Annotated in this window: 9 protein-coding genes; all 9 read right to left on the bottom strand. The window is 48.8% G+C overall.

The window, feature by feature from the left end:
- The coding region (locus Q0231_RS09375) for a GNAT family N-acetyltransferase (RefSeq protein WP_299347338.1) at positions 1-2,375 on the bottom strand (2,375 nt) is incomplete at its 3' end.
- Between the two features lie 295 nt (positions 2,376-2,670).
- Positions 2,671-2,796, bottom strand: a complete 126-nt coding sequence (ykgO, locus tag Q0231_RS09370) for a type B 50S ribosomal protein L36 (protein ID WP_027835018.1) — start codon at positions 2,794-2,796, stop codon at positions 2,671-2,673.
- Positions 2,797-3,010: 214 nt separating this feature from the next.
- A complete protein-coding gene (locus tag Q0231_RS09365) occupies positions 3,011-4,849 on the bottom strand; it encodes an ABC transporter ATP-binding protein (RefSeq protein ID WP_299347333.1) in 1,839 nt (612 codons plus the stop codon).
- Positions 4,850-4,917: 68 nt separating this feature from the next.
- On the bottom strand, positions 4,918-5,847 hold the full coding sequence (locus Q0231_RS09360) for an ABC transporter permease subunit (RefSeq protein WP_269394915.1): 930 nt from the start codon (positions 5,845-5,847) through the stop codon (positions 4,918-4,920).
- Positions 5,848-5,856: 9 nt separating this feature from the next.
- On the bottom strand, positions 5,857-6,783 hold the full coding sequence (gene oppB / locus Q0231_RS09355) for an oligopeptide ABC transporter permease OppB (RefSeq protein WP_269394916.1): 927 nt from the start codon (positions 6,781-6,783) through the stop codon (positions 5,857-5,859).
- Positions 6,784-6,964: 181 nt separating this feature from the next.
- Positions 6,965-8,599 (bottom strand): peptide ABC transporter substrate-binding protein, encoded by a 1,635-nt coding sequence (locus Q0231_RS09350; RefSeq protein ID WP_299347329.1) that lies wholly within the window; start codon positions 8,597-8,599, stop codon positions 6,965-6,967.
- 612 nt (positions 8,600-9,211) lie between these two features.
- A complete protein-coding gene (locus Q0231_RS09345; RefSeq protein WP_299347327.1) occupies positions 9,212-10,498 on the bottom strand; it encodes an acetyl-CoA C-acetyltransferase in 1,287 nt (428 codons plus the stop codon).
- 12 nt (positions 10,499-10,510) lie between these two features.
- Entirely contained in the window at positions 10,511-12,481 is a 1,971-nt protein-coding gene (locus tag Q0231_RS09340) for a 3-hydroxyacyl-CoA dehydrogenase NAD-binding domain-containing protein (protein ID WP_299347325.1), read from the bottom strand.
- Between the two features lie 37 nt (positions 12,482-12,518).
- A partial coding sequence (locus Q0231_RS09335; RefSeq protein ID WP_299347323.1) for an acyl-CoA dehydrogenase domain-containing protein occupies positions 12,519-12,943 on the bottom strand: 425 nt, incomplete at its 5' end.

The following is a 12,943-nucleotide window of genomic DNA, read 5'->3' as shown; positions in this document are numbered from 1 at the left end:
GCTTCGTCCTTGGCCCAGTTGATCAGCGCCGACCCAACGCCCTTGCCCATGTGATCTGGACAGACAAACAGCTTTGACACCTCCGGCGCATCGGCGCGCAGATCCAACCGGACGAGGCCCGCGATCGTGCCATCGATCCGGACAATCGCAAGCGGATGGTGGCGCAAATGAACGCCGAGCTGCCCGAAGGTGCCCCCAAGATCGCAATCACCTATCATCGACAGCCCGGTTTCAATGAAGCGGGATGTGAGAACCTGCAAAACCTTGGGGCGGGGTATTACCCCACCGCCATTGCCGCGCAAAGTATCATCGCCCGACATACCGTAGAACACGTCGTTTCCATCACCGCCGGTTAGCGTATCATCAGAGTTTGAACCAGCAATTTTCAAATCAGCCTTAAACGCCCCCGCATTCACGTTAACAGCGTTCATGAACCCGAACGTATCGCTGCTCGCAGACATCTCAGCACCATCTTTAGCGCCAATGTTAAGTGCGTGCGTACCAGTGATCGTGAAGTTCGCAATGCCACCATCATTTGCAAACGCATAATAGTTGTTGCTGCCATTGTCGACAGCGTGAACCATATTGGCATTTGTGCTTGCACCAGTAACACCGGTTGAATCAATAATGACCGACGAAATATTGCTTTGGAAACCAACGGCTGCATAATCATTGCCAGTATTGGTATTGGCATGAATAACCACTTCGCCGCTACTGCCAGTTTGCGCACGCAGTTCCATGGTCAAAGTTTGACCTGCACTCTCGCCTTCAAACCGAACAGCTTCGTCGCCTTGGCTTTGATCCGCCGTAAAAACGATCCGATCTTCAGTCTCAACGCCACGAACATTTACTCGGCTACCAGAAGGACCACCTGCAAACACAAACTCATGCACATTGGTGTAATCGCTTGCGGTAAAGCCATTGCTCGCGTTTTGCGCAACCAAAACTTCAATGCCAGTGGCCTTATTCACATGCGTGGCAGTATTTGCGAAGCTGTCCAAGACCAATGTGTCTTTTCCAGAACCGCCGTCAATCTTATCGGTCGAATCTAACGAAGAATCAAAATGCAAGGTGTCATCGCCACCGCCTGATTTCACATCAACCGTGTTGGTGCTGCCAAATTCCAAATTGTCATTGCCGCTTCCGGTCACAACCGTGTAGCTTTTATTGCTTTGGAAATTAATGTTCATCGCCCCAGAACCGGTAGAGGTGAATGTGCCGGTATCTGTACTTGGACGGAATTCACCAGCGAATGAACCTGAGCCACTTACATTGATCGTGTGCGCACCAATAATGTTGGTGGTCGTGTTCGTACCCGTTGCTGTGATCTCGAACGTTTCCACATCATCAATGGCAATTGCACCATTCAAAACAGCATTTTCCAAAGCGATCTTTTGGACATCACTTGATCCTGAAACAGCACTTGCTTTGTAAGAAGCAATCAACGAAGCGTTGCCAGTGGTGTTGGTGGCGGACAAGTCTGCAATTGCAGCCGCGCCTTCAAGCTTTAAACCGCCCGAACTGTTGTTCAAAGCCGCTGACGTGACGCCCGTGGAAGCACTCAGGTTGAATGTTGTTAGCGACGAATGGGTAGCTAGCAACTCAATCTTTTCAATGCTTGTAAGAACTGGTGTCACTGTCGTTCCCGAAACGTCAGTTATGCTAAGGGTATCCGTACCACCCCCGCCATTCAGATTATCGCCATCATTTAACGTGGTATTGGTGCCAACAAATTTATCGTCACCAGTGCCACCGGTTTTGGTTTCAACACTTGAGATCAGGTTAAACGTTTCACCAGGATTGGCACTTGCAGCGTCCGCAACATAAACGTCTGTCTTCGCTTTTGCAGCCGCAACTGTTGATGCGTCGTCGGTAACGCCTTGCAATACTTCCTTCGCCGAAGCTTTTGCCGCAGCGTTGTTTTCATAATCAAGATTTGTCAAAGCCAGGACACTGGTGCCCCAGTCCATCGCAACAGCAACTTTGTTGTTTAACGTCGTTCTATCGTTGCCGTTTGCATCATCTTTCGCGCCAGAAATAATATCGATAATCATAGCGCCCGTTGCTTGCGGATCTCCAAGTGCGGCGGCAAGTTTACCTTTCCAATAATTCAGCCCCTCTGCATCGGGGTTTCGATTAAAGAGATTTTGGTAAACCTGAGTAATGAATGTCGTAGGATCAGAAATCGCGGGCGCAACAAGAAATGGATAAAGCGCTTTAGATTCGGGTTGAACCGAAAAAGAAGCGGCTATTTGCGCGAGCGACAATGGGTTCGCTTTGGTGTTTTCGCCGATCCAATAGTTCCAGCCTTCCGGCTCTGGTGAGCGTCCGTAATAACCAACGTAGATTTTTGCAATATCTTCTTGAACAGTCATTTTCCCCCCCTATGGGACTTGGGTTCAGCGCTGCGACCGAACTCCAAACTAGTATTGACGCAATCAACAAACCAAAATTGGATGCATGCTCAACTGTGCATGTTACACATACGAAGTAGATTAAGCAAAAAATAACGAATCTAATTGAATTGTCCCAATTTGGTACAGTTGTAAGTGCAGGGCCCAAAACTCACCGCCATCATTTCGCAAGCTCATCCCAAATACCCAAGCACAACAAAAAGGGCCGATGGCATTGCCATCGACCCCAAATTTGATAGTTCAAAGCTTGAACTGCTTAGCCCTGACGAGCCTTAAAGCGCTTGTTCACTTTGTTGATAATGTAGATGCGACCGCGACGGCGAACGACCTTATTGTCGCGATGCCGGGTGCGCAGCGCTTTAATGGAATTTTTGATTTTCATTCCGGTCACCCTTCACATTCATAAAAATAGGCGCCACTGGCGCCAAGAATTCGTTGGTCGTTGTTTATGGATAAATCCCAAGTTTGTCAACGCACCATAACACAAAAAGCCAAGGATTCTTCTCCCAAACAAGGGACAATTAACAACTCACGTATTCAAAATTGTAACAGGGGACCAAATGGCCCCCTGTTTAAGTACAAATTAGACAAGCTGATTAGCTGACTAAAAGCTCTTCAATAGGATCATGTTCCGCAACAAAATGACCCGGTGTGAGCTCGCGTAGCTCAGGCACATAATCAAGCTCATTGGCTTTAAGCTTAGATTTTAGGAATCTTAGCTTAGCTGTTGGATCCATCGGCGAGGGCAATTCACCTGGGAAACGAATACGCTCACGCGTCCGCTCCACATTTGGATCGGGAATTGGTACTGCCGATATCAACTGCTGAGTATAGGGGTGTTGAGGGTTCAAATAGATCTGATTGCGATCCGCCAACTCCACAATACGTCCAAGATAAAGCACCATAATGCGGTGAGATACTTCACGCACCACAGACAAATCATGCGAGATGAACAACAAGGAGAGACCAAACTCTTCTTGCAAGTCCATCAATAACTCGATGATCTGTGCTTGAATAGATACGTCAAGCGCCGACACCGCCTCATCACACACAACCAGCTTTGGCTCCATGATCATCGCACGGGCAATGCCCACACGCTGATTCTGTCCGCCGGACAACTCATGTGGGTAACGATTGATCATATTTCGATCAAGCCCGACCCGCTCCATGATGCTTGCCACTTTCGACTTCATTTCCTCACGGCTCAAGTCTGAGCGGAACGTGCGGAGTGGCTCCATAATGGAATCTGAAATTGTCATGCGCGGATCAAGACTGGCCAAAGGATCTTGGAACACAATCTGCAGATCTTCACGCTTGGCTTTCAATTCAGCCTTGTTTGAAGCATCCAAAGGACGACCCAACCAGCTCACCGTACCGGCGGTGGGTGGGATCAACTGCAGAACAGCCCGCGCAAGCGTGGATTTACCACAACCCGATTCGCCCACAATGCCGAGCGTTTCACCTGGTCTTAGATCAAAACTAACGCCGTCCACTGCTTTCAAAGGCACATTGCGATACCAAAGCCCCGTGGGTACTTTGATGTTAAAGTGCACTTCTACATCATCAACTTTCAGGAAGTTCTCGTCCCGACCTTTAAGGTCGTATTCCTTCAGTTTTCGATTGGTGGCCTTATCCGGCTGATCAATACGTGGCATCGCATCCAAAAGCATTTTGGTATATTCATGCTCAGGCTTGTGGAATACTTCTTCGGCCGTACCCTCTTCAACATAAACACCGTGACGCATGACCTGAATGCGATCACACATGCGCGCAACAACGCCCATATCGTGTGTAATCAAAGCAATTGCGGTATTATTCTCCCGCTTCAGCTCATCCATGAGATCCAAGATTTCAGCTTGCACGGTCACATCAAGCGCTGTTGTTGGCTCATCGGCAATCAACAGATCCGGTGAACACAACATCGACATTGCAATCATCACCCGTTGGCGCATGCCACCGGACAACTCATGCGGATATTGGCGCAACCGACGTTCAGCTTCAGAAATGCGAACGCGATCCAACCAATCAAGACACTTCTTTTCAGCTTCTCGCCCACGCATTCCAGTGTGCAACTGCAACACTTCAGACATCTGTTCAAAGACGGTGAGATGAGGGGTCAATGATGTCAAAGGATCTTGGAAGATCATCGACATATTGCGACCACGCACCGTGTTCAACTCTGCGGTTGATAGCCCGAGCAAGGACGTTCCGTTAAAGATGATCTCACCTTCAGTACGGCCATTGTTTGCTAGCAAACCCATGGTGGTCATAAAGGTTTGGCTTTTGCCAGAACCAGATTCACCTACGATTCCCAGACACTCACCCGGTTTAATGTGAAGGGAAACACCCTTCACCGCTTCTACTTGCCCATCGGGCGTATCGAAGGTCACCTTAAGGTTGTTGACCTCCAACACTTTTTTCTTCTGATCGCTCACGCTACTGATCCTTTATTCAAATTGAAGGTCGACAATTGGGAAAAATGAGAATTATTCAAAATGCCCTCCTATCGATCTTTGGGATCAAGCGCATCGCGCAAGCCGTCGCCAATGAAGTAGAAACAGAACAAACCAACAATGAAGAACCCAAGCGGGAACAAGAGTTGCCATGGCGTGCCATATTGAATGGTTTTAGCACCATCCGAAATCAAAGCACCCCACGAGGTCAGCGGTTCTTGAATACCCAGGCCAAGGAATGAAATGAAGCTCTCTGTCATGATTAAGCCCGGGATCAATAGCGTTGTATAAACGGCAACAATACCCAAGAGATTTGGCAAAACGTGCCGCATGATAATGGTGAAACTTCCAACACCGGAAGCAACGCTCGCCTCAATATATTCTTTGTTCTTAATAGACAAAGTCTGACCACGCACAATACGCGCCATATCCATCCAAGCAAAAGCACCAAGACCTGCGAACAACAACCACAATGACCGGCCAAACATCACAAACAGAATGATCAAAATGAACATATATGGAATGGACATCAAGAAGTCGACGAAGCGCATCATGTAATTGTCAACACGACCGCCAACATATCCCGCAATTGCGCCGTATAGAACGCCAATGACCACGGCAACGGCCGTACCGACCAAGCCCACCAGTAGCGATATCTGTGTACCTTGAAGGGTACGCGCATAAATATCCCGACCTAGATCGTCAGTCCCAAAATAATGACCAGACGCAATTGAAGGGAACCCATCGGTTGCCGCATTGCCAATCACATTCCAGTCAATCTCTTCGTATGACCAAGGTGACAACGCAGGTCCAACAAATGACCAAATCACCATAAGTGTAAGAACAAACACGCTTACGACTGCAGCCTTGTTACGCTGAAAGCGTTCCCATGCATCTTGCCAAAGAGAGCGTCCCTCAACCTCTTTACTATTCGAAGCAACCTCAACGAGGCTCGACATTTTTTCTTTGCTTACCAACATTTTTGCCTCCTAAGCCAACCGGATTTTCGGGTCTAGCCAAGCATAAATAATGTCAGCAAACATATTGAACAGGATGGTGAGGGAGCCAAAAATAATCGTTGCCCCCATGAGCAGAGAGTAGTCTCTGTTCAGAGCAGCCTCGATGAAATATTGCCCCATACCGCCGGTTGAAAAGTACATGTCGATAATCACCGAACCAGTGATCATGCCCACAAACGCTGGGCCAAGGTATGACACAACGGGCAACAAAGCCGGCTTGATGGCGTGCTTCATAATGATGCTCGACATCGGCAGGCCCTTGGCCTTCGCTGTGCGAATGAAGTTGGAATGCAAAACCTCCAGCATCGAAGATCGTGCGATACGCGCAATTGACGCCATATAGCTTGTGGACAGCGCGATAACCGGCATGATGATATATTCTATGCCGCCGCCATTCCATCCGCCGCCTGGCAAGACCTTTAGCCAAAGCGTAAAAATGATCACCAAAATTGGTGCCATCACGAAGTTTGGCAAAACTTGCGCGCCAATGGAAATACCAACGGCGAGATAATCCAACCAACTATTGTGCTTAATTGCAGCAATAATGCCCAAAGGCATGCCAATGGCAACTGCTGCAACAAATGACCAAAAGCCGTAAACCAAGGTCACAGAGAAGCCCTGAGAAAGGATACTGTTTACCGTTTGGTCTTTATAGCGGAAAGATGGCCCAAAATCGAACTGGGTGATGATGCCCGAAACATATCGCCAAATCTGAATCAACCATGGCTGATCCAAACCATATTTTGCCTCAATATTTGCCAACACCTGCGGCGGCAACGGTTTTTCTGAAGTGAACGGACCGCCTGGCGCTAAGCGCATTAGGACAAATGAAAAAATAATAAGAAAAAGGAGCGTCGGAACTGCCGACAATGCTCTTTTTACAATAAAGCTGAACATAAGCTTTGACCCTGCATCCCTTAGCGTGCCTCTTCGATTTGCGCATTATATCAGCCAAGCAAAAAACCGGCATTTCAACAATGTGAGAGGGCATTCGCTAAATACTGGAACCTGCATTTTGCAGTGCTCCAAAAAACGAAGGCACCGCGGCAAGCCGCGGCACCTCCAATTCGCTTAACTGCTATTCAGCAACCTTATAAAGGTCACGGCTATACCAGTTTTGCTCTACGTTACCAAAAGGCCAGCCCTTCAGAGAAGTCTTCAGCATGAAGTTGCCAGTATAGTGATACACTGGGATCACAGGCATTTCTTCTGCCAAGATTTGCTCAATCCGCGTGTAGTTCGCAGATGGGTCAGCACTTGTTTTCGCTTCAGCCAACAGTTGATCAACTTCTGCGTTTGACCATTTACCGTCGTTGTAGCCAGAATCTGTGTCTACAAGATCAAGGAATGTTGATGCTTCGTTGTAGTCACCACACCATGCGCCACGTGCCAACTGGAAGTCTTGTTTTCCACGTACATCAAGGAATGTCTTCCATTCCATGTTCGCAAGAACAGCTTCAACACCAAGCTTCTGTTTCCACATTGCTGCAATTGCAGTTGCAATTTTCTTGTGGCCTTCAGACGTGTTGTACAACATGTCAAACTTCAATGGATTGTCTGCACCAAATCCAGCTTCAGCCAAAAGCTCTTTAGCTTTTGCGTCACGTTCAGCTTGTGTCCAACCGGCGAAATCTACGTCAGGAACGCTAAAGCCTGCTGTTGCTCCAGGTGTAAATGTGTAAGCAGGATACTGACCTGCTTGCAATACTTTCTCAACAACCACGTCGCGATCAACTGCATAAGCAAGCGCTTTACGCACACGCACGTCTTGGAACGCAGGGTGACCTGAATCAGTCAAGTTGAATGTATAGTAGTAGTTACACAGACGTGGGAACGAGAACGTCTCCGCTGGTAACTCTTCTTTAAGACGAGGATACTGACCTGCAGGAACTGCTGTTTGGTCAAGCTCACCGGCACGCCAGCGAGTCAATGCCACGTTGTCGTCATTGATGACCAATGTCACAACTTTATCAAGTATTGTCTTGTCGTTGTTCCAATACATTGTGTTGCGTTCGCGAGTTGTGCGCTCTTTAAGAACCCACTCGGTCAGCTTGTATGCGCCGTTTGAAACCATATTTTCAGGGCGTGTCCACTGATCACCATGCGCTTCGATTGTTGCTTGGTGAGTTGGGAAAACTGTTGCGTGGGTTGTCATCGCAACAAAGTACGGTAGAGCTTGGCTCAATGATACTTTGAAGGTGTAATCGTCAACCGCTTCAACACCCAATTGGTCAGGTGCAAGGTCGCCTGCAAGAACTTCAGAGCCGTTCTTGATTGACATCAGATCGATGTACCAAGAATAAGGTGAAGCGGTTGCAGGGTCAGCTGCACGACGCCATGCATAAACAAAATCGTTAGCCGTTACAGGATCACCATTTGACCATTTCGCATTGTCGCGAAGTTTAAAGGTGTAAACTGTGTTGCCTTCAGAAGCTTCCCAGCTTTCCGCCACACCTGGAATGGTGTTGCCGTCTGCGTCTTGGTTAGTCAAACCTTCAAACAAATCGCGAAGAATATCTGAACCAGAAACGTCTTCGTTCAATTGTGGATCAAGTGTTGGAATGCCATCGAGCAAACGGTATGTGAATGTTTGATCCGCAGCTAGCTTTTCGCCAGTCATTGGATGCATTGCATCAGCGTAAGCAAAACCGCCAGCCATTGAGGCTGCGATAGTTGCCGCCGTAGCAACGTTAAAAATTGAGGTAAACTTCATAAACTACTCTCCCTAGTAGACGTTTCCTTCGACCTCGACTGTCGCTTTTGTGGACAGTCTTTTGGTCTTTTATACAAGAGGACTTAATAGCCCAAATGCGAGGCTAGAACCTAGCGTTCAACCGCCCTTTTTGGCAAGCACTGTTTGAGGGTAAACCCCGCGTTTGGCGGTCGCAAATCAGCACAATTTGTTAAACTAGGTTCATTGATTCAAGTTTTGTGTTTATATTTCAGTGAATTAGTTCGAAGGCTAATCACTTTCCTCTGATCAAAATTTTTTTGGAAAACTGGTAAAAAACTGCCCCCGGCGAGGAAAAACCACACGCTGAATATCCCTTAAACTTGAAGGCGCTAACCCCATTTGTCCGACAATACATCTCAATTGCTGCAATTGTACGCAAGGGTACGGCAGTTCTAGACCAATCGGACAATTTTCTTAAGGGAAATACTTAGAACAGCCAGACACAATTCCTATGGTTGTGCCCGTTAAGTGTCAGCACACGTTCCAACCTAATCGAGCCCGAATTTGCAAACTCTCAAAGGCTCGAGCCAGGCGAGCGAACAAGGCAAAGTTGGCCACGCAAAGCATTTCGCGTGGCCAAAAAGATGGGCGCTAGCTGCGCTCAACAATTGCAGCCACACCCTGACCGCCAGCGGTACAAACAGAGATCAACGCGCGTTGTTTTTTGCTCTCATCAAGCAGTTTTGCAGTTACACCCAAAATACGCGCCCCAGTGGCCGCAAATGGGTGCCCATAAGCAACACTTGAGCCTTTCACGTTCAGCTTCTTAGGGTCAATCTTGCCCAAAACTTTGTCGCGGCCAAGCACCTTGCGGTTGTACGCCCGATCAGAAAAGGACTTAATGGTACAAAGCGCTTGCGCGGCAAAAGCTTCATGCAATTCAAAGAAGTCAATATCGGCAAATCCCAAGTCCTCTTTGCGCAACATACTGGACACCGCAATTGTTGGCGCCATCAATAGTCCATCGCCCGCGGCAAAATCATTTGCCGAAACCGCACCAGCGCGCAAATAGCCAAGTATCGGCAAACCGCGCTCTTTGGCCCATTCTTCGCTGGCCAACAAAACTGCGGCCGCGCCGTCGGTCAGCGGTGTAGAGTTCGCCGCTGTTAGTGTGCCGTGGCCAGACTTGCGATCAAATGATGGTTTCAGCGTCGCCATTTTCTCAACGGTTGAATCAGCACGCACATTATTGTCGCGCATAACACCCGCATGGGACACAATCAGATCATCGTGGAACCCCTCGTCATAGGCTTTGGCGGCATTAATGTGGCTGCGCCACGCCAATTCATCTTGTTCTTCGCGGGTCACGCCCCATTCGCGGGCCATCAATTCACAATGCTGCCCCATCGATAAGCCGGTGCGCGGTTCGGACGTTGAAGGCGCATTCGGCACCACTTCGCCAAACGAGAAGCCTTTGAACACGCCAAGTTTTTGACCAAGCGTCTTCGCGCGGCTAAGTTTGATCATGCGTTTAGAAAACTTAGGCCCAAACACAATAGGGCTATCGCTAACGCTATCCGCGCCACACGCGATACCGCTTTCTATGTCACCAGAAGCAATTTTGGCGCCAAGCATCAATGCCGCTTGCAAAGATGTACCGCATGCAATTTGTACCGTGGTGCCCGGCGTCGTTGGTGCCAAGCCAGCGTTCAAAGCTGCTTCACGGGCGATATTAAAATCACGTGCATGATTAAGAACAACGCCACCCATCACCTCGTCAATGTGCTGCCCCTTAAGGTCAAACTTGTCGACCAAACCCGACAAAGCGCCAGACATCATCGACAAACTTGTTTCATCCATATAGCCCGTATATGCGCGGCAAAACGGAATTCGAGCACTGCCAACGATTGCAACGCGTTTAAGTGTTTTATTCGCCATCAAATCTCTCCCTTACGCCTTGCCGTCTTTGCGCGCCTGCATCGGCCCACCAAGGAAAGGCGCAAAGCCCGTACCAAAAATCACGCCAATGTCGGCCATGTCCGCGCTGGCAACAATGCCGTCCGCAACACAAACCTCACATTCATCAACCAATGGCTTCACCAACTCACGGCCAAGCCCTTCAAGGTCCGCAACATTTGCCGCTTCGCCCTTGGTTGGTTTCCCATCTTCCCATTTGTAAAAACCTTGGCCCGTTTTACGACCCAAGTGACCACTCGCCACAAGTGAAGCAAACTTGCCACCTTGTTTTACTTCCTGGCCAAGCTCTTCGGCAACAGACTTGCCCACATCAAGGCCCACAACATCCATCAATTCAATCGGCCCCATTGGCATGCCAAAGGCAACTGCGGCTTTGTCGATGGTGACGGGGTTTTCGCCATTTTCGACCCGCATAACCGCTTGCAACATATAGGGCATCAACACCCGGTTGACCAAGAAACCCGGCGCGCTTTTCACCACGACTGGGCTTTTGCCAATCGCTGTACAAAAGCTTGCGCCAATACGCACCACTTCGGCGCTATTGCCCTTTTGCTCAATCACCTCAACCAATGGCAATTGTGCCACGGGATTGAAGAAGTGCAGCCCGATCAATTTGGACGGATCTTTGAGAACAGAAGCGATCTTTTCCAACGGAATGGACGACGTGTTCGTCGCCAAAATTGCTGTTGGTTTCAGTTTTGCTTCAAGCGAGGCAAACAGCTTTTGCTTGATTTCCAAATTTTCAACAATCGCCTCAATCACCACATCCGCGCGTGAAACGCCTTTGGCTTCTGTATCGGGGATCAATCGCGCCATTGCCGCCGCAACAAGATTTGGTTTGCGCAAACGCTTTTTGAATAGCGATTTTGCCCGCTTCAGTGCCGGTGCAATGCGCTCCATATCCAAATCTTGCAACGTCACTTCCATGCCGCGCAACGCGCACCAAGCGGCAATGTCGCCACCCATCACACCAGCGCCAATCACATGCACACGCGCAAACTTTGGTTTTGGACCTTTTTGAACGCCTTGCGATTTCAAACCTTCGGACAAAAAGAACACGCGACGTAGATTGGTCGCAGTATCTGTTGCCATTAATGGGGGGAAGTGCTCGAGCTCTGCATTGATGAAAGCTTTTGGATTATCGCCATGCTTTTCGTAAATATCGATCAGCTTGTGGGGTGCAGGGTAATGCTTTTTGTTGGCTTTTTTGCGCACGCTTTCGCGCATTTTGTTCGCTGTAAAACTGCGCAGCGGCCCCATGGCCATAACACGCTTTGTAAATCCGGCGGGTTCTGAAGCACGTCGCTGCATAACAGCCTTACGGGCTTCCCAACGCAGTTGGTCTTTATGGCGCACCAATTTATCAACAAAACCCATGCCTTTAGCCGCGCCCGCACGGTAGAACTTGCCGGTCAACATTGCAGTCATTGCGGCCACTGGGCCTGCTTGGCGAATTGAACGCCCTGTGCCACCAAAGCCTGGAAAAATACCAAGCTTCACTTCGGGGAAACCAATCCGTGTTTTGTCATCATTAACGGCAATGCGATAATGGCAGGCTAAAGCCAACTCAAATCCACCGCCCAAACAGAACCCGTGAATACCAGCCACAACAGGCACCTTGAGGTTCTCAATGCGATTGAAAATCCCATGTGCCTTTTTCAAAGCCTCTGGCAAAATCGACGGATCACTCATGGCGTCAAATTCGCGCACATCAGCACCCGCAATGAAACCATTGTCCTTCGCCGATAACAACACAACGCCAGCCAGCTCATCAGAGGCCACCAAATCTTCAAACCGCAACGTCAGGGTTTCAAGTTCGCCCATGCATTCTGTTCCCAGAACGTTTACTGGCGATTTTGGCGTATCAATGGTCAGCCAACCAATTTTTTCTACATCGACTTCAAAGCGCCAGTATTTCAGCTTTGGCATTTTGGGTTGTGCCACGTTTTTGCTCCCCATCTCATATCAGTTTCGCCGGTGGTTATTCAGCAGCAATATGGCCGCCATTAGCACCCGACTTGTTGGTTTTTGCAAGCTCATCCGGCGCAAAGTCATCAACCCGGATCACATTGTCCGTCGCTTCATCCGCTGCACGCAAAAGACCCGCCTCATTATGATTGATGATATTTTGTTCAACTGCATCATCAATAGCATCCCGATCAAGACGTCGCGAAATGATGCCTTTCTTGAGTGCACGAATGAATTTCTTCTCCGCATCAGCAGCCTCTTCAACCTTTTTGAGCGCATCTTCAAGAATGCCGGTGCGGTCTTCAGGATCAAAACTTACAAACAGGTCACGTGTGAAACGGTCACGCTGCTCTGAATGCATCAGCATTGCTTTGGCCAATTTGTAATTTGCTCTATCGCCAGAAGGTTGGGCATAGGCGCCAAATGGAAACACCAAAC

Source organism: uncultured Maritalea sp., from assembly GCF_937139385.1.
Lineage (GTDB): Bacteria > Pseudomonadota > Alphaproteobacteria > Rhizobiales > Devosiaceae > Maritalea > Maritalea porphyrae_A.
This window is presented reverse-complemented; position numbering and strand designations above follow the sequence as displayed.

What these genes read in the sequence shown, in the direction of transcription:
- ykgO (WP_027835018.1), bottom strand. Translation starts at nt 2,796, where the DNA reads ATGAAAATCAAAAATTCCATTAAAGCGCTGCGCACCCGGCATCGCGAC.
- Q0231_RS09360 (WP_269394915.1), bottom strand. Translation starts at nt 5,847, where the DNA reads ATGTTGGTAAGCAAAGAAAAAATGTCGAGCCTCGTTGAGGTTGCTTCG.
- oppB (WP_269394916.1), bottom strand. Translation starts at nt 6,783, where the DNA reads ATGTTCAGCTTTATTGTAAAAAGAGCATTGTCGGCAGTTCCGACGCTC.
- Q0231_RS09350 (WP_299347329.1), bottom strand. Translation starts at nt 8,599, where the DNA reads ATGAAGTTTACCTCAATTTTTAACGTTGCTACGGCGGCAACTATCGCA.
- Q0231_RS09345 (WP_299347327.1), bottom strand. Translation starts at nt 10,498, where the DNA reads ATGGCGAATAAAACACTTAAACGCGTTGCAATCGTTGGCAGTGCTCGA.